The 18,020-nt window shown below is 73.6% G+C and carries 12 protein-coding genes; 3 read left to right on the plus strand and 9 right to left on the minus strand.

Annotated elements, in window-relative coordinates:
• Positions 1-8: 8 nt before the first annotated feature.
• Positions 9-563: a response regulator gene (locus GA0070606_RS14495; RefSeq protein WP_091099486.1), complete on the minus strand. Its 555-nt coding sequence runs from the start codon at positions 561-563 to the stop codon at positions 9-11.
• Positions 560-4,927, minus strand: a complete 4,368-nt coding sequence (locus GA0070606_RS14500; RefSeq protein ID WP_091099497.1) for a hybrid sensor histidine kinase/response regulator — start codon at positions 4,925-4,927, stop codon at positions 560-562. Before GA0070606_RS14500 ends, GA0070606_RS14495 begins: the two co-directional genes overlap by 4 nt.
• 231 nt (positions 4,928-5,158) lie before the next feature.
• Here GA0070606_RS14500 and GA0070606_RS14505 point away from each other — a divergent pair, with 231 nt between their 5' ends.
• Positions 5,159-7,246, plus strand: a complete 2,088-nt coding sequence (locus GA0070606_RS14505) for a SpoIIE family protein phosphatase (protein WP_091099499.1) — start codon at positions 5,159-5,161, stop codon at positions 7,244-7,246.
• A gap of 78 nt (positions 7,247-7,324) precedes the next feature.
• On the opposite strand, the gene GA0070606_RS14510 is transcribed toward GA0070606_RS14505, so the two are convergent.
• Positions 7,325-8,674, minus strand: a complete 1,350-nt coding sequence (locus GA0070606_RS14510; RefSeq protein WP_091107734.1) for an FAD-binding oxidoreductase — start codon at positions 8,672-8,674, stop codon at positions 7,325-7,327.
• Between the two features lie 124 nt (positions 8,675-8,798).
• Between GA0070606_RS14510 and GA0070606_RS14515 the strand changes: the two genes are divergently transcribed.
• Complete coding sequence (locus GA0070606_RS14515; RefSeq protein WP_091099503.1) at positions 8,799-10,895, plus strand: S9 family peptidase; 2,097 nt, start codon at positions 8,799-8,801, stop codon at positions 10,893-10,895.
• Between the two features lie 63 nt (positions 10,896-10,958).
• Here the strand turns inward: GA0070606_RS14515 and GA0070606_RS14520 are convergent, their stop codons facing one another.
• Entirely contained in the window at positions 10,959-12,179 is a 1,221-nt protein-coding gene (locus GA0070606_RS14520) for an alpha/beta fold hydrolase (protein WP_091099506.1), read from the minus strand.
• Positions 12,180-12,337: 158 nt separating this feature from the next.
• Here GA0070606_RS14520 and GA0070606_RS14525 point away from each other — a divergent pair, with 158 nt between their 5' ends.
• Complete coding sequence (locus tag GA0070606_RS14525; RefSeq protein ID WP_091099509.1) at positions 12,338-12,526, plus strand: hypothetical protein; 189 nt, start codon at positions 12,338-12,340, stop codon at positions 12,524-12,526.
• A 12-nt stretch (positions 12,527-12,538) separates the two neighbouring features.
• Here the strand turns inward: GA0070606_RS14525 and GA0070606_RS14530 are convergent, their stop codons facing one another.
• From GA0070606_RS14530 to GA0070606_RS14550, 5 genes are all read right to left on the minus strand, one after another.
• Positions 12,539-14,671, minus strand: a complete 2,133-nt coding sequence (locus GA0070606_RS14530) for a bifunctional polysaccharide deacetylase/glycosyltransferase family 2 protein (protein WP_091099512.1) — start codon at positions 14,669-14,671, stop codon at positions 12,539-12,541.
• 2 nt (positions 14,672-14,673) lie between these two features.
• Positions 14,674-15,087, minus strand: coding sequence for a hypothetical protein (locus GA0070606_RS14535; RefSeq protein ID WP_091099515.1), 414 nt, complete (start codon positions 15,085-15,087; stop codon positions 14,674-14,676).
• 109 nt (positions 15,088-15,196) lie between these two features.
• Positions 15,197-16,720 carry an FtsX-like permease family protein gene (locus GA0070606_RS14540; protein WP_091099518.1) on the minus strand — a complete coding sequence of 508 codons (1,524 nt, stop codon included), beginning with the start codon at positions 16,718-16,720 and terminating at the stop codon, positions 15,197-15,199.
• Positions 16,717-17,418 (minus strand): ABC transporter ATP-binding protein, encoded by a 702-nt coding sequence (locus tag GA0070606_RS14545; RefSeq protein ID WP_091099521.1) that lies wholly within the window; start codon positions 17,416-17,418, stop codon positions 16,717-16,719. The genes GA0070606_RS14540 and GA0070606_RS14545 overlap by 4 nt, the downstream gene beginning before the upstream one ends.
• Positions 17,415-17,951 (minus strand): PadR family transcriptional regulator, encoded by a 537-nt coding sequence (locus GA0070606_RS14550; RefSeq protein WP_091099523.1) that lies wholly within the window; start codon positions 17,949-17,951, stop codon positions 17,415-17,417. Before GA0070606_RS14550 ends, GA0070606_RS14545 begins: the two co-directional genes overlap by 4 nt.
• Positions 17,952-18,020 lie beyond the last annotated feature (69 nt).

Raw genomic sequence — 18,020 nt, forward strand, 5'->3', positions numbered from 1 at the left:
GCCCAGGGTCAGGCGGTGTTGCCCCAGCGGGCCTGTTCGAGGAGTTCGACGGCGCGGTCACGGGCGTCCGGATCGTCCGTACGCAGCATCGCCGTGGCCTCGTCGACGGCGTCGGTCAGCATCCGCCACTGCGCGTCGCGCTCCCGCACCAGGTCGGACTGGGCCGCGAGCTGCCGGGTCTTCACCCACAGCTCGACGAAGACCGACACCTTGGCCCGCAGCACCCACGGGTCGAACGGCTTGGTGAGGTAGTCGACGGCGCCGACCGCGTAGCCGCGCAACGCGAGCTGCGCGTCGCGGTCGGCGGCGGTGAGGAAGATGATCGGCACGTGCCGCGTACGCTCGCGCCGCTTGATGTGGCTGGCCGTCTCGAAGCCGTCCATGTCCGGCATCTGGGCGTCCAGCAGGATCACCGCGAAGTCGTCGACCAGCAGCTGCTTCAGCGCCGCCTCGCCGCTCTCCACGGCGACGGACTGGACCGGCAGCCCCTGGAGGATCGCCTCCAGCGCCATCAGGTTCTCCCGGCGGTCGTCCACCAGCAGCGCCTTAGCCATCTGGGTCACGAACTCTCCTCGCTCCGGCTGCCGCTGATCCAGGACGACATGAGCTCGATCAACTCGTCCAGGTCGACGGGCTTGGTGATGTAGTCACTTCCCCCGGCCGCCAGCGCCGACTCGCGGTCGCCGGGCATGGCCTTGGCGGTCAGGAAGACGATCGGCAGATCGGCGAACCGGTGGTTGCGCCGGATCTGTCGGGTCGTCTCATAACCGTCCTGGTCGGGCATCATCGCATCCATCAGGACGATGTCCACCTCCGGATGCTCGGCCAGCAGGCGGACGCCGTCCGCCCCGTTGTCCGAGTACAACACGGTCAGGCCGTGCAGTTCCAACGCGCTGGTCAGCGCGAAGACGTTCCGCACGTCGTCATCGATGATCAGCACGGTCGCCCCCTCCAACTGCCGGGTGGCCGGCGTCGAGGCCGGCTCGGGCAGCTCCGGCGGCGGCATCAGCAGCGACGACGGCAGCCCCGCCCGGGCCGGCGACGGCGGCAGCGGCGCCACCACCGCGTCCGGCGCGAGCACGTCCGGCACGAAGAGGGTGAACGTCGAGCCCTGGCCGGGTGCCGACGACACGGCGATGCTGCCGCCCAGCAGCCGGGCCAGGTCCCGGCTGATCGACAGCCCCAGCCCCGTGCCTCCGTAACGGCGGCTGGTGGTGCCGTCCGCCTGCTGGAACGCCTCGAAGATCAGCGACAGCTTGTCGTCGGAGATGCCGATGCCGGTGTCGACCACCGTGAACGCGATCACCTGCCGCGCGTTGATCAGCGCCGGCACGTCGAAGACCGCGTTCTCGGGCGCCGGCGCGATCCGCAGCGTCACCGCGCCGTTGTCGGTGAACTTGACCGCGTTGGAGAGCAGGTTGCGCAGGATCTGCTGCAGGCGCTGGGCGTCGGTGACCAGGGCCGGCGGCAGGTCCCTGCTGATCCGCACCTGGAAGTCCAGGCCCTTCTCCTCGGCCTGCGGCGCGAACGCCTGCTCGACGTAGCCGCGGATCTCGTCGAACCGGACCTCGGTCGGCTCGACGTCCATCCGCCCCGCCTCGATCTTGGACAGGTCGAGGATGTCGTCGATCAGCGACAACAGGTCGGAGCCGGCGCCGTGGATCGTCCGGGCGAACTCGATCTGCTTCGGCGTGAGGTTCTGCTCCGAGTTCTCGGCCAGCAGGCGGGCCAGCAGCAGCAGCGAGTTCAACGGCGTACGCAGCTCGTGGCTCATGTTGGCCAGGAACTCCGACTTGTACGCCGAAGCCCGGGTGAGCTGCTGGGCCTTCTCCTCCAGGCCGAGCCGGGCCAGCTCGATCTCCCGGTTCTTGGTCTCGATGTTGCCCTTCTGCTCGGAGAGCAGCTGCGCCTTGTCCTCCAGCTCGGCGTTGGTGCGCTGGAGCTCGGCCGACTGCTCCTGCAACTCGTGCGCGAGTCGCTGCGACTGCGCCAGCAGCTCCTCCGTACGCCGGTTGGCCTGGATGGTGTTGACCGCGATGCCGATGGTGAGGACCAGCCGCTCCAGGAACGACAGGTGCAGCTCGGAGAAGGTCGTGACGCTGGCGAACTCGATCACCCCGAGCAGCTCGCCCTCGAAGAGCACGGGCAGCACGACCAGGTCGGCCGGCGGGGTGTCGGCGAGGCCGGAGCGGAGCATCAGCTTGCCGTCCGGCAGGCCGCCCATCCGGATGGTCCGGCGGGACAGGGCGGCCTGGCCGACCAGCCCCTCGCCGGGCCCGAAGGTGACGTCGTGTCCCCGGGCGACGTAGCCGTACGAGGCGGTCAGCCGCAGCCGCATCACGCCCTCGGAGTTGTCCGCCAGGAAGAACGCGCCGAGCTGCGCGTCGACCAGCGGGGTCACCTCCATCATGATCATGCGGCAGACCTCGCCGAGGTCGCGCTGCCCCTGGAGCAGGCCGCCGATCCGGGCCAGGTTGGAGTCGAGCCAGCCCTGCTCGGCGTTCTTCTTGGTCGTCTCCCGGAGGGTGACGATCATCTGGTTGATGTTGTCCTTCAGCTCGGCGACCTCGCCCTGCGCCTCGACGGCGATCCGCTGGGTGAGGTCGCCCCGGGTCACCGAGGTGGAGACCTGCGCGATGGCGCGCAGCTGGGTGGTGAGGGTCGAGGCGAGCTGGTTGACGTTCTCGGTGAGGTCCCGCCACGTACCGCTGACGCCCTTGACCTGGGCCTGACCGCCCAGCTTGCCCTCGATGCCCACCTCGCGCGCGACGCGGGTGACCTCGTCGGCGAACGACGAGAGCTGGTCCACCATCGTGTTGACCGTCGACTTCAGCTCCAGGATCTCGCCCTGCGCGTCGACCGTGATCTTCTGCGACAGGTCGCCGTTGGCGACGGCGGTGGTCACCGAGGCGATGTTGCGGACCTGCGACGTCAGGTTCGACGCCATCGAGTTCACGTTGTCCGTCAGGTCGCGCCACGTACCGGAGACGCCCTTGACCTGGGCCTGACCGCCCAGCTTGCCCTCCGTGCCCACCTCGCGCGCCACCCGCGTCACCTCGTCGGCGAACGACGAGAGCTGGTCCACCATCGTGTTGACCGTCGACTTGAGCTCCAGGATCTCGCCCTGCGCGTCGACCGTGATCTTCTGCGACAGGTCGCCCTTCGCCACGGCGGTCGAGACCTGGGCGATGTTGCGGACCTGGGCCGTGAGGTTGGACGCCATCGAGTTGACGTTGTCGGTCAGGTCCCGCCAGGTGCCGGCGACGCCGCGCACCTGGGCCTGACCGCCCAGCTTGCCCTCCGTGCCCACCTCGCGCGCCACCCGCGTCACCTCGTCGGCGAACGACGAGAGCTGGTCCACCATCGTGTTCACGGTCGACTTCAGCGCCAGGATCTCGCCCCGGGCGTCCACGGTGATCTTCTGCGACAGGTCGCCCTTCGCCACGGCCGTGGTCACCGAGGCGATGTTGCGCACCTGCGACGTCAGGTTCGACGCCATCGAGTTCACGTTGTCCGTCAGATCGCGCCACGTACCGGAGACGCCCTTGACCTGGGCCTGACCGCCCAGCTTGCCCTCCGTGCCCACCTCGCGCGCCACCCGCGTCACCTCGTCGGCGAACGACGAGAGCTGGTCCACCATCGTGTTGACGGTGTTCTTCAGCTCCAGGATCTCGCCCTGCGCGTCGACGGTGATCTTCTGGCTCAGGTCGCCCCTGGCGACGGCGGTGGAGACCTGCGAGATGTTGCGGACCTGGCTGGTCAGGTTGCCGGCGAGCTGGTTGACGTTCTCCGTCAGGTCCCGCCAGGTGCCGGAGACGCCGCGCACCTGGGCCTGGCCGCCCAGCTTGCCCTCGATGCCCACCTCGCGCGCGACGCGGGTGACCTCGTCGGCGAACGACGAGAGCTGGTCCACCATCGTGTTGACGGTGTCCTTGAGCTCCAGGATCTCGCCCTGCGCCGCCACGGTGATCTTCTGGGACAGGTCGCCCCGCGCCACCGCCGTGGAGACCTGCGCGATGTTGCGCACCTGCGACGTCAGGTTCGACGCCATCGAGTTGACGCTGTCGGTCAGGTCCTTCCAGGTGCCCGCCACGTTCGGCACGTCGGCCTGGCCGCCCAGCTTGCCCTCGGTGCCCACCTCGCGCGCCACCCGGGTCACCTGCTCGGCGAAGAGCCGCAGGGTGTCGGTCAGGTAGTTCATCGTGTCGGCCAGCTCGGCGACCTCGCCGCGCGCGCCGACCGTGATCTTCTGCGACAGGTCGCCCTTGGCCACCGCCGTCGCCACCTGGGAGATCGACCGCACCTGGCCGGTCAGGTTCGACGCCATGGTGTTGACCGAGTCGGTGAGGTCCTTCCAGGTGCCGGCAACGCCGCGCACGTCGGCCTGGCCGCCCAGCTTGCCCTCGGTGCCCACCTCGCGCGCGACGCGGGTGACCTCGTCGGCGAACGACGAGAGCTGGTCCACCATCGTGTTCACGGTGCGCCCGATGCGCAGGTACTCGCCGCGCAGCGGCCGGCCGTCGATCTCCAGCGCCATGTGCTGGGACAGGTCGCCCTCGGCGACCGCCACGATGACCCGGGCGATCTCGGTGGTGGGCCGGCCGAGGTCGTCGATGAGCGAGTTGATCGCCCGCTGGCCCTCCGCCCAGGAGCCGTCCAGCCCCTCGTCGTCCAGGCGCTCGGTGAGCCGCCCGTCCCGGCCGACGATCCGGCTGATCCGACGCAGGTCGAGGTACTGCCGCTCCTGGAGCGAGACGACCTCGTTGAAGGCGTCGGCGACCTCGCCGGCGCGGCCCGCCCGCCGGGGCAACCGGGTCTTCAGGTCGCCGCGACCCACCCGCCGCAGCGCCTCGGTCAACTCGAGGAGGAGCGCCTCGTGGTCGGGCGCGGACGAATCCGCGGTCGCCGACTGTTTCGCCGTGGTCATCAGTCCTCGCTCAGCTCGGGGCCACCGACGCCTGCGACGCAGGCCATCCCATCATTGTGCCCGTGGCCTCGTCTCCGCCACGTGTGTGCGGCCGGCCGCCACGCCCGAAATCGCCCCGCCCGCACTGTTCGCCCGGTCCTGCGTCGCCCGCCGTGACCGGGCGACTGCCGATCGCGCCACTCGTCCGGCATCGGCTTGGCACCCGAGCGGGCAGAGGTGGAGGATACGGGGGTGTCAGCGGAGACGGGGCCCGCGGCGACCGGGGGCCGAGACGAGCACGTCCGGCGCGTCCGGCTTCCCGCCGACCGGCGTACGCCCGCCGCCGCCCGGGCCCTGGTGCGCTCGGTGCTCACCGAGGCGCACCTGGACGAGCTGGTCAACGAGGCGCTGCTGCTGACCACCGAACTCTCCACCAACGCAGTGGAGCACGCCCGCACCGAACTGGACGTCGAGGTCGTCGCCGACCCGGTCGGGCTCACCGTCACCGTCTCCGACTTCGCGGCCGGCCCCGTCGACGAGCTGACCGTCGGGGTCCGCAACGACACCACGAACATCGACGAGGTCTCCGAGCGCGGCCGAGGGCTGCTGCTGGTCGACCACTTCGCCAGCCGCTGGGGCACCACCTACCTGCCGACGGGCAAGGGCGTCTGGTTCCGGCTGGACCGGCCCGGCCCGTCCGGCGACGGGGAGCCGCAGGCCGTCGGGCGTACGGCGCCGGGCGCCGCGACCGCCGGGGGTGGGGCCGCCGCGACGTCGGGGCACCCCGCACCGAGCGCGGGGGCGATGAGCGAGCTGATGCAGACCACCCCCGACCCGTACGCCGAGGATCCGCTGCCCGACTTCGCGACCAGCCTGCTCACCCGGGTGGCCGAGATGGTCGGCGCCGCCGGCGGGACGGTCCGGCTGGACCGGGGGGACGGGCAGGGCGCCCAGGTGCTGGCCCGGTACGGCCGCCAGCCCCGGCCCGGCAACGAGCTGATCCGGGTGCCGCTGTCGGTGCACCGGCCGTACGGCGGCGAGCTGGAGCTGGACGCGGCGCCGTCGGCGTACGCCCGGCCGCTGGCGGTGCTGATGGCCGAGCGGCTCTCGCTGCACCTGGAGAACGACCGGCTGCGCCGGGCGGACGTGCGTCGGCAGGCCTGGCTGACCTTCCTCGCCGAGGCCAGCGAGCTGCTCGCGCAGTCCCTGGACGTCGAGCTGACGATGGCGCTCGTCCCGCAGCTCGTGGTGCCCCGGCTCGGCCAGTGGTGCGCGGTGCACACCACCGACGAGTGGGGTCGGTTGCGCCTCGCGGCGGCGAGCCACGCCGACGAGTCGATGCTGCCCCAACTGCACAAGGTGCTCCAGGAGACCGGCCCGGAGTCGGTCCAGGCGCGGCTGCGGGAGGCGTCGCGCAACGGCACCCAGATGCCGCTCGGCGCGCCGATGGAGGGATTCGCCCTGCCGCTGATCGCCCGGGGCCAGCGGCTCGGCACCCTGGCCGTGGGCCGGCACCAGCGGCACCGGCACGACCCGGACGAGGTCGCCGTGCTGGAGGACGTGGCCCGCCGGGCGGCGCTGGCGATCGAGAACGCCCGGATCCACGCCGAGCGCCGCCGGGTCGCGCAGACCCTCCAGCAGTCGCTGCTGCCGCCGGTGCTGCCCGTGGTCGAGGGCATCGGCTTCGCCGCCGAGTACGTCCCGACCGGCGGCGACGCCGACGTCGGCGGCGACTTCTACGACGTGGTGCCGCTGCCGGACGGGCGTTGGCTGGTGGTCGTCGGCGACGTCTCGGGCAAGGGCGTGCAGGCGGCGACGGTCACCGGCCTCGTCCGCGACGTCATCCGGGTGCTGGTCGGCGACGGCAAGCCGCTGCCGGAGGCGCTGGCCCGGGTCAACGAGACGCTGGTCGAGCGGGGCGGCGGGCGATACTGCACGCTGGCCCTCGCGGCGGTGGGCCCGGGCGACGGCGCACAGCTCGACGTGTCGCTGCACCTCGCCGGCCACGACCGTCCGGTGCTGCTGCGTTCCGCCGGCGGGGCCACCTTCGTCGGCACCGGGGGCACCGCCCTCGGGCTGCTCGACTCGATCGCCTCGCCGACGGCGCAGGTCCCGCTCGACCCGGGCGACTCGTTGGTCTTCTACACCGACGGGGTGACCGAGCGGCGGCGCGGCCGGGAACTGTTCGGCACCGACCGGCTCCGCGACGCCGCCGCACCGCTGGCCGGCTACTCGGCCGACGTGGTGGCCGCCCGCCTGCGCTCGACCGCGCTCGGCTTCTCGGCGGAGGCGCCCCGCGACGACATCGCCATCCTGGTGCTCCGCAACGACGCCGCCTGAGTCCGCTGTGGAGGGCGGACTGGTGTTCGGCAGGTTCGCGGAAAGGGGCGCCGAGAGCCTCCAGGTGGTGACCCGGCCCTAGAGGCCGCCCGGCAGGCGGCCGGGGGCGAGGCGGCGGTGCGGGTCGAGGTGCTCCTTGGCGGCGCGCAACCGGGGCAGGCCGGCCAGCTCGCCCCAGAGGTCGACGGCCCGTCGGACGGCCGGCGACGCGGACACCACCACGCACCGGCCCTGCCGGGCGAGGAGCACTCCACGGACGGCGGCCAGGATCGAGGCGACCCGGTCGGGGGGCATGGCGCCGGGCAGGGCCGCGTGCACGACGCCCAGGCCGGCCGAGCCGCGCACCGGGACGGGGGCGCCGGCGGCGTCGCGCAGCGCGTAGACGGCGGCGTGCAGGTCGGCGATCGGCACCTCGATCCGCAGCGCGGTGTCGCCCGGGCCGAACGGATAGCGCCGCCACCACTGCGGCGCCGAGTGGCTGACCCCGGACCGGCCGCCGAGGAGCGTGACCAGTCGGTCGGCGCGCTCGGCGACGTCGGCCGGACCGCCCTCCAGCAGCACCGCCAGCCGCCCGGCGCCGGCCGGGCCGGTCGCGGCGCGCCCGGTCATGGACGGGTGGCGCGCCATCGACTCGGCCCGGCCGTCCTGGCGCGGCCGGGGTCCCGCGCCGGCCGGCAGGTCCAGCTCGACCGCCGCCGGATCGAGGCGGGCGGCGAGCACCGTACGCACGAGGTCGTGCACCTCCAGCGGGGTCCAGACCGGGCGGGTGACCCAGATCCGGCCGGCCGGGACGGTCTGCACGCGCAGCGTGGCGGAGACGAGCACGCCGAGCGCCCCCTGCGAGCCGCAGAGCAGCCGGGCCAGCTCCAGCCCCGCACTGCCGCCGCCCGCGTCGACCAGTTCGCCGTCGGCGTCGAGGTAGCGCACGCCGAGGAGCTGGTCGCACGGGCTGCCGTGGCGGTGCCGCAGCGGGCCCGCCTCGCCTGCGGCGAGCACCCCGCCGAGGGTGGCGCCGGGCGAGGGGGCGTCGACCGCCAGCCGTTGCCCGGTGCGTTCGAGCGTGGCCTGCACCGCGCGCAGCGGGGTGCCCGCGCCGACCTCGGCGGCCGGCGCTCCGGGCGGCTCGTGCCCGATGCCGGCGAGCCGGCCGGTGTCGAGCATGAGGTCGACCCGGTCGGGGGCGGCACCCCAGTCGATCTTGGTGCCGGCGCCGCGCGGCACCACGCTCAGGTCGTGCCGGGCGGCGAGCCGCAGCACGTCGGCGGCGGCGCGCGGGCCACCCGGGACGGCCACCCAGCGGGCCGGACGGCCGGCCACCTCGTCGGCCGGGCCGGCGAGGCGGGCGAAGGGCGGGCCGCAGATCTCGGTCAAGCGCCGGGTGATGTCGAGGGCTCCGGGCCGGTCGGTGGAACTCGCTGCTGCCGCCATGCCGGTCATCGTACACATGTTCGAATGAACCGCGACGGATTCACGGGGCTCAGGGTCGCCGACGGTTTCGAGTTGACCTGAGCAGCGGCCGTGTCCGTGAGCGGACAGCCGGTAACGTGGCGCCGTGACCACCGAGACCCCCGTGCCCACGGCGAAGCGGGTGCCCAGCGAGCGCACCCACCACGGCGACACCGTCACCGACGAGTACGCGTGGCTGGCCACCAAGGACGACCCGGAGACCATCGCCTACCTGACCGCCGAGAACGCCTACACCGAGGCCCGGACGGCGCACCTGGAAGGGCTGCGCGCCGACCTGTTCGAGGAGACCCGCCGGCGCACCCAGGAGACCGACCTGTCGGTGCCCAGCCGCAAGGGCGGCTACTGGTACTACACCCGCACCGTCGAGGGGCAGCAGTACGGCGTGCAGTGCCGCCGGGCGGTCCGGGACGGCGAGACCGACCCGCCGGTCAGCGCGGACGGCGCGCCGCTGGACGGCGAGGAGGTGCTGCTCGACGGCAACGTGCTCGCCGAGGGGCACGACTTCTTCGCGCTCGGGGCGTTCGACGTCAGCCCCGACGGGCGGTGGCTGGCCTACTCGACGGACTTCTCCGGCGACGAGCGGTTCACGCTACGGGTCAAGGACCTCACCACCGGTGAGGTCCTCCCCGACGAGGTGCCCGGCACCTTCTACGGCACCGCCTGGTCGGCCGACGCCTCGGTGCTGTTCTACGTGACGGTGGACGAGGCGTGGCGGCCCAACCGCGTCTGGCGGCACACCCTGGGCACCCCGTCGAGCGAGGACGTGGTGGTGCACCAGGAGGACGACGAGCGGTTCTGGGTCGGCGTCGAGCTGACCCGCTCCGAGAAGTTCGTCCTCATCGACATCCACAGCAAGATCACCAGCGAGGTGCTGGTGATCCCGGCCGGCAACCCGACCGGCGCACCCGCGTCCGTCGCGCCCCGCCGACAGGGCGTGGAATACACGGTCGAGCACCACGGCCACCGCTTCCTGATCCTGCACAACGACGGCGCCGAGGACTTCGCGCTGTCGTACACCTCGGCGGACGCGCCCGGCGACTGGGTGCCGCTGATCGAGCACTCCCCCGGCACCCGGCTGGAGGCGGTGGACGCCTTCGCCGACCACCTCGTCGTCTCGCTGCGCAACAACGGGCTGACCGGGCTGCGGGTGCTGCCGATCGGCGGCGGCGACCCGTTCGACATCGACTTCCCCGAGCCGCTCTACAGCGTCGGGCTGGACAGCAACCCGGAATACCAGACCAGGCAGATCCGGCTGCGCTACACCTCGCTGGTCACCCCCGACTCGGTCTACGACTACGACCTGGTCACCCGGCAGATGGTGCTGCGCCGGCAGAAGCCGGTGAAGCCCGGGCCGGACGGGCGGGCCTACGACCCGGCCGACTACGAGCAGCACCGCGACTGGGCGCTGGCCGACGACGGTACGCGGGTGCCGATCTCGCTGGTCTGCCGGGCGGGCACGCCGAGGGACGGCTCCGCCCCCTGCGTCGTCTACGGCTACGGCTCCTACGAGTCGAGCATGGACCCGTGGTTCTCCATCGCCCGGCTCTCGCTGCTCGACCGGGGCGTCATCTTCGCCGTGGCGCACATCCGGGGCGGCGGCGAGCTGGGCCGTCGCTGGTACGAGCAGGGCAAGCTGCTGGCCAAGAAGAACACCTTCACCGACTTCGTCGCCTGTGCCCGGCACCTGGTCAAGGCCGGCTGGACGGCGAGCGACCGGCTCGTCGCCCGGGGCGGCTCGGCCGGCGGGCTGCTGATGGGCGCGGTGGCCAACCTCGCCCCCGACGCGTTCGCCGGGATCGTCGCGCAGGTGCCCTTCGTGGACGCGCTGACCACGATCCTCGACCCGTCGCTGCCGCTGACCGTCACCGAGTGGGAGGAGTGGGGCAACCCGCTCGACGACCCGGAGGTGTACGCGTACATGAAGTCCTACACCCCCTACGAGAACGTGCGGGCCGTCGACTACCCGGCGATCCTGGCGGTGACCAGCCTCAACGACACCCGCGTGCTCTACCACGAGCCGGCGAAGTGGATCGCCCGGCTGCGGGCGGTCGCCCCGCGGGGCGACTACCTGCTCAAGACCGAGATGGGCGCCGGCCACGGCGGCCCGAGCGGTCGCTACGACGCCTGGCGGGAGGAGGCGTTCGTCAACGCCTGGATCCTCGACCGCCTCGGCCGCGCCTGAGCGGCGTCGGGCAGGGCCCCGGTCAGGAGGGGTCCTGCCCGGCGCGCGGGGACACCACCGGTCCTACATCGGTTCGAGCGGAACGGCCACCGGCTGCTCCGTCCGTCCCGACGTGTAGTCCATCTCGACCGGGTCGCCCTCCCACGGGACGACGAACGTCCCGCTGGTGTTGCCGTCGACGTTGTAGGGGCGCGTCGGGTGCCGCGCACTGCGCAGCCACTTCCGGGACAGCGTGTGCAACCGCTTGCGCTGACGCTCCCAGACGACGAGGTGCCCGGCGCCGTCCAGCCGGTACATCAGCTTGCGCCGGCCCTGGACGGACCTGTAGAGCTCCGGGACCGAGAAGTTGAGTGGCGTGTTGTTGGCCGACGTGTCCTTCTCCCCGTAGACGATGAGCACCGGCACCTCCTCACCGAGGTTGGTGCGGTCGGCGGTCACCCGCTCCGGGTTCCAGCCCCACCAGTAACCGTTGCGGAACCGCGAGACACCGGGCCCCCAGGTACGCCCCAGTTGGTCGTTGTCCAGGAAGGCGTCCCACACCACGTCGACGATGTCGTGCACGTCGTCGCGCTGGCCCGGGTAGCGGGGTTCCACGTCGACCTCGCTGTCCCACGACTTCTTGAAACCGGTCCTGTGCAGGATGTGCATCGGGAACCCGTACACCGCGCAGGGGGTGCTGACCGGAAGCGTCGGGGGCGGCGTCGACGGGCCCTTCACCGCGAAGATCGGTGCGAGCAGCAGGAGGCTGGCCACCTTGGCGGGGTCGATCGTCATGGCGTACGGACCCACGGCGTAGGCGCCCGCCGAGTAGCCGATCAGATCGATCTTGGATGGCATGCCCGACTGGCCCAGGATCCAGTTCACGACGGTGCCGAGTTCCGCCCAGTCGCTCGCCGAGTTCGTGAGCTGCTTCGCGTACCTGGCCGCGCACGGTTCCCGGGGCAGCAGGAGGTGCTGCTGGAGCGGATTGATGTTGCACGGATCGTTCATCTGCACCGGACGGGTCGATCTGCCCATCCCCTGCAGGTCCATGACGAAGACGTCACACCCCTCCTCCGCCAACTCCCTCGCCCAGCTGTACCTGCCCTCTCCCGCGTCGCTCCGCAGGTCGAACGAGACGAGGCCCGGGCTGCTGCGGCCATGCACCATGAGCACCGGCTGGCGGGGCCGGCCCGGCGGAAGGTCCGGTTTGAACCAGCGGACGAACAGCTCGATCGTCGCGCCGTTGTTCGCGTCGAGGTTCGACCTGTGGTCGACCACGAGGTCCTGGCTGGTGAAGTGCATGGGCCTGCTCCGTCGTGTCGGGCCCGGGCTGGCGAGGACACGTCCCGGTGACGCCAGGATCGCCTGGTCGCCTGGGGGCGCACGGGCCGAGCAGACCGTCTTCACCCGTCCGGGCGCCAGCACCCGGCGGCCCGCCCGCCGGCGCCTAGACTGCCGGGGTGACCGGGGGCGACGGGGCGGACGACGAGCCGGCCGAGGACGTACCCCGGTCGGGCCTACGGGCGGCGGCGCGCGACCGGCGCGTCTGGGCGATCCTCGCGGTGGTCGCGTTCCTGCTGGTGTGCTGCTGTTCCACCGCCGCCGGGACGCTGCTCGCGATCGCCGCCGGCCTGTTCACCGCCGGCTGACCCCGCCGGGCGTCACCGGGGCGGCCGGCCCTGCGCCCCGACCAGGGCCGCCGCCTCGCCGGTGCGCACCATCCGCTGCCAGCGCAGCCGGTTGCCGATCAGCGCGGTGACGACCGACTGCACCACCACCAGGTACATCAACTGCCGGTAGATCAACTGTTGGAACGGCAGGCTCCACAGCGGGCCGGGACGTTCCCGGTCCAGCCGCAGCGCGTACGCGGCGGTGACCGTCTGGAGCAGCAGCAGCCCCGCCCAGGCCAGCACCAGCGTCGACCAGGGCAGGAAGAGCAGGCCGTAGACGGCGTAGACATCCACCGCCGGGGCGGTCAGCGGCAGCACGACCTGGAACACGGTCAGGTACGGCAGACCGCGCCGGCCCAGCTTGCCGCCGGCACCCCGCTCCCGCAGCGCGTGCCGGTGCTTCCACATCGCCTGCATCGTGCCGTAGCACCAGCGGTAGCGCTGCCGCCAGAGCTGCCGCAGCGAGGAGGGTGCCTCGGTCCAGGCGATCGCCGCCTCCTCGTAGACCACCCGCCAGCCCGCCCGCAGCACCTTCATGGTGAGGTCGGTGTCCTCCGCCAGGGTGTCCGAGGGCACGCCGCCGACGGCGAACAGCACCTCGCGGCGGAACGCGCCGATCGCGCCGGGGATGGTCGGCATGCACTCCAGCACGTCGTACATCCGGCGGTCGAGGTTGAAGCCGATCACGTACTCCAGGTGCTGCCAGCGGCCGAGCAGCCGCCGCCGGTTGGCGACCTTGGTGTTGCCGGAGACGGCGCCCACCGTCGGGTCGGCGAACCCCTGCACCAGCCGGTGCACCGTGTCCGGCTGGAAGACGGTGTCGCCGTCGACCAGGACCAGCAGGTCGGCGCGGGCGGCCCGGATGCCGGTGTTCAGCGCGGCCGGCTTGCCGGCGTTCGCCTGCCGGATGACCCGCACCCCGCGCAGGCCGAGCCGCTCGACGATCCCGGCGGTGTCGTCGCTGGAGCCGTCGTCCACCACGATCACCTCCAGCGCCGGGTAGTCACTGGCCACCAGCGACCGGACGGTCGCGGCGATGTTCGCGGCCTCGTTGTACGCGGGCACGATCACCGACACCGGGGCGGTGACCGTCGGCGGGACGCGCCTCGGCCGGCGGACCCGCCGCACGTGGACCTGCGCGCAGCACACCTGCACGGCCAGCCGGGCCACGCCCAGCACCAGCGCGATTCCGAGCAGCAGGTCCATCGCGCCGGCGATCCAGCCCGCGCCGACCTGGGTCCACCGGAGGGCGTGGCCGCTCAGCCGGCTACCCCCGCCCGCCGGCACCATGGACGCGGGCGCGTCGATGCCCTCCGAGACGGTGGTGAACCGGTAGCCCTGTCGGGTCAGCCCGGGCAGCAGCCGGTCGAGGGCGGCCACCGTCTGGGCGCGGTCGCCGCCGCCGTCGTGCATCAGCACCACCGCCCCGCGCCCCCGCTCCGGGGTGGCGGCCTCGACGATGGCCGGCACGCCGGGCCGCCACCAGTCCTTGGTGTCCCGGTCGGCGAGCACGGTGACGTGCCCGGTGCCGGCGGCGGCGCGCAGCGCGGCGTACTCGGGACCGGTCAGCGCCGACGGCTGCGACGAGAACGGCGGCCGCAGCAGGGTGACCTCGCGGCCGGTCGCCGCGGCGACCGCCTTGCGGGTCAGCGACAGCTCCAGGTCGCGCCGCCAGTCGGGGGCCGCGCCGAGGTCGGCGTGGGTGAAGCTGTGCGAGCCGATCTCGTGCCCCTCGGCGAGGATCCGGCGGACCAGCTCGGGGTGCTCGTTGACCCGGGCGCCGACCACGAAGAAGGTGGCGCGCGCGTCGTGCCGGCGCAGCACGTCGAGCACCTGCGGCGTCCAGCGCGGGTCCGGCCCGTCGTCGAAGGTCAGCGCGACGGTCCGGTCGGGCATCGTCCGGCTGGCCGGCCGGTCCCGGTCGAGCCGCAGCACCGGCCCGCCGGTCGCGACCTCCTTCGGCACCGCCGGCCCGGCGGAGGCGTCGGCCCGCGCGGAACCGGAACCGCCGGCGAGTCCGGTCACCAGGCCGTCAACGGTGAGCGCCGCGAGGAGCAGCACCAGCCCGAGCAGGAGCAGGACCCAGTGCGCCCGCGGATCCCGGCGGGCGATGTGCCGTGCCACCGCTACCTCGGCCTGCCCGGTGACCGGCTGGGCTTCGCGGTGCGCCGCTCGTCGCCCTGGCCGGGCTGTTCCGACGGGGTCGGCCGGGCGGTGGAGGCGCCGACGGCCGGGGCGGTGCGGGTGGGCGTCGGCACCGGCACCGAGGTGCTGGTCGCCGGCGACGGCCGGGCGCTGGTCGGCGCCGGGCCGCCCAGCCCGGCGCGCCCGTCCACCTCGGCCTCCACCGGTGCGGGTGGGCGGCTGTCCGACCAACCGGGCAGCGGCACCGACGAATCCATGAAGAGGCCGGCGGCGATCAGGCCGAGGCTCGTGAGCAGCCCCAGGCCCATCGCGGTGCCGGCGATCACCGTGAGCCGGCGCCGCCGCCCGGTCCGGTCGACGAACACCGGCGGCGCGCCGCCCGGCTGGTTGTGCATCGCTGAACTCCCGCTGCCACGCGTGCCCGGGAGCCGGCGCCCCCGGGCCGGCCCGTCGGCCGGGCCTCCGGAGCCAACAGCGTCACCATCGCCGCCGGCGTTACACCACTCAGGCCGCCCGCAGTTCCTCGACGGCGGTGCCGGTGCGCAGGAAGAGCAGGCCGACGCCGACCGTCACCAGCACCGCGGCCAGCGCGCCGCCGCCGAGCGCCGCCAGCTGCTCCAGGGGTACGTCGGGAGTCACGATCACCTGCGGCTCCGACACGATGCGGGTGTACCGGGCGCGGGCGACGGGATCGGCGCAGATGTGCTCGGCGGCCTCACAGACCTCGGCGTAGTGGGTTTCGGTCGGCGCGCGGAAGAGCCCTCGGGCGAGCAGCAGGCCCACGGCCAGGGCGACGGCCACCGCCGGCACGGCCGGGGCCAGCGACTGCCAGGCGATCGAGCGGCCGAGGACACCCCGGGGCACGCCGGTCGCGACCAGGGCCGCGTACGCCCGGCGCCGGGCGACGATCCCCTCCACGAGGGCGACGACCAGCCCGCCGGCGGCGACCAGCATCGCCACCGCCACCGCGAGGTCCACCAGGTCCATCGTCCCGAGATAGAAGTTGTCGGTGCCGGCCGAGCTGGCGCCGGACAGCCGGTCGGCCTCGTCCCGGGCGACGAAGTACGACCGGAGCCCGGCCGCGCCGGCGCCGAGGAGCACCGCCGCCAGCAGGGTGGCGAAGGTGCGGCTGCCCGCCCACGGGTCGGCCATGAGCCGGCGGGCGGCGAGCAGCGCGGCCGGCCCCCGGGCGTAGCGGTGCAGCATCCGCCCGGTGGTCCAGGAGATCCAGCCGGTGCCGACGACCACGCCGAGCATCGCGGCCAGGCCGCCGCAGACCAGCAGCGCCGGCACCAGCCACGACGGCGGTTCGACGTCGCGCCGGTCGTACCAGCGCAGGACCGGCTGCACGGCGACGAAGGCGGTGAGCCCGACGCCGATCAGCACACCGGCCCAGGGCCGGGGCCCGCGCTCCCGGCGGGCCCGGCGCACCACGCCGAACGGGGTGGTGCTCACCCTGCGCAGCATCAGCGCGGTGACCAGGGCCGCGACGGCCGGCAACCCGAGCAGTACGGCCGCCAGCACGCCCGGCGGGGGCAGCACGTCGGTGGGGAGGGCGAGCCGCCCCCGGGCGTCGGGCCGGCCCCACACCTCCCGGCCGGCGAAGTGGAGCGCGGCGCCGGTCAGCGTGCCGAGCAGGCTCGCCAGGCCGGTCTCCAGCACGGCGATCCGGGTCACCTGCCCTGGGGTGGCCCCGGCCAGCCGGAGCGCGGCGAGCCGGCGGTCCCGGGCCGGGGCACCGAGCCGGGCGCACTGCCCGGCCAGCGCCAGTACCGGAATGGTGAGCAGCAGCAGGGCGAAGGCGGTGCCGCCCCGCAGCCCCGGCTCGACGAGCAGTTGGTTCGCGTACTGCTGCGACCAGCGGTTGTCGTTCCCGGGGGTGGCCGGCGGGGTGGGAATCGCCAGCACGGTCAGCGCGGCCAGGCCCGCGAGGGTGGCCAGCGTGGCGCTGAGCGCGGTCAGGACCACCCGCGCGGTGTCGGTGCGGGTGCCGGCCAGGGCGAGCCGGACCAGCGTGGCGGGCCTCACCGCTGCCCGCCGGTCAGCGGCGCGTCGAGCCCCAGGCCGGTGTCGTCCACCACGCCGTCGCGGAGGACGACCTCGCGGTCGGCGTACGCGGCGATTCGCGGCTCGTGGGTGACCAGCACGACCGCCGTGCCCTGCTCGCGGGCCAGCCGGACCAGTCGGGTGAGCACCTGCTCGCCGGCGAGCGTGTCCAGCGCTCCGGTGGGCTCGTCGGCGAAGAGCACCCGGGGCTCGGTGACGAGGGCCCTCGCCATGGCGCAGCGCTGCTGCTGCCCGCCGGACATCTCGCCCGGCCGGGTGTCGGCCAGGTCGGCCACGCCGAGCCGGTCCAGCCAGGACACCGCCGCCGTCCGCGCCTCTCGCCGCCCCGTGCCGGCGAGAAGCAGCGGAAGGGCGACGTTCTCCGCGGCGGTCAGCTCGGCGACGAGCTGGCCGAACTGGAACAGCACGCCGAACTCGGTACGCCGCAGCTTCGAGCGCGCCGCCTCGGACCAGGTGTCGATCCGCTGCCCGTTCCAGCTCACCTCGCCGGCGTCGGGACGCAGGATGCCGGCGAGGCAGTGCAGCAGGGTGGACTTGCCGCAGCCGCTGGGCCCGGTCACGGCGACGATTTCGCCCTCGGCGACGTCGAGGGTGACGCCGCGCAGGGCGGGTGTGTGCCCGTAGGCCTTGGCCACTGCGCGTGCCTGGAGTTCCGTCACGAGTGCACCTCCCGGTGCCAGTCGGCGACCCGGTCCAGGGTGGTGTGCAACCACCGCAGGTCGGCGTCGAGGTGGGCGATGGCGTAGTCGGCCGCGACGACGTCGTCGAGGGTGGCCGAGGGGGACGTCTTGACGGCGGTCAGCTCCCGCAGCCGCTCGGTGTGCGCCCGGCGCTGGGCGGCCAGGTAGGCCCGGGCGCGGTCGACGTCGGCGACCAGCAGCGCCACCACGACCTTGGCGAAGAGCGTGCTGGTGACGTGCGGCATCGGCGGCTCGACCGTGCCGAGCCAACGGTCCAGCGCGGCACGCCCGTCGCTGGTGAGCGCGTAGGCCGTGCGGTCCGGGCCGCCCTCGCGCTCCTGCCCGGTGACCGCCACCAGGCCGTCGCGGTGCAGCCGGCCGAGGGTGGCGTAGACCTGCCCGAAGGCCAGCGGCCGGGCGCGGGGCAGCCGCTCGTCGTGTGCGCGCTTGAGCTCGTAGCCGTGCTTCCTGCCGGTGGCGAGCAACCCGAGCAGCACATGCGGGATGGACACCCCGCCACTATTCGCTGAGCGAATAGCAGGTGTCAACGAGGCCCGCGCGGCGGACTGCCGCGCGGGCCT

Origin of the sequence: Micromonospora citrea, from assembly GCF_900090315.1 — a bacterium.
Classification (GTDB): domain Bacteria; phylum Actinomycetota; class Actinomycetes; order Mycobacteriales; family Micromonosporaceae; genus Micromonospora; species Micromonospora citrea.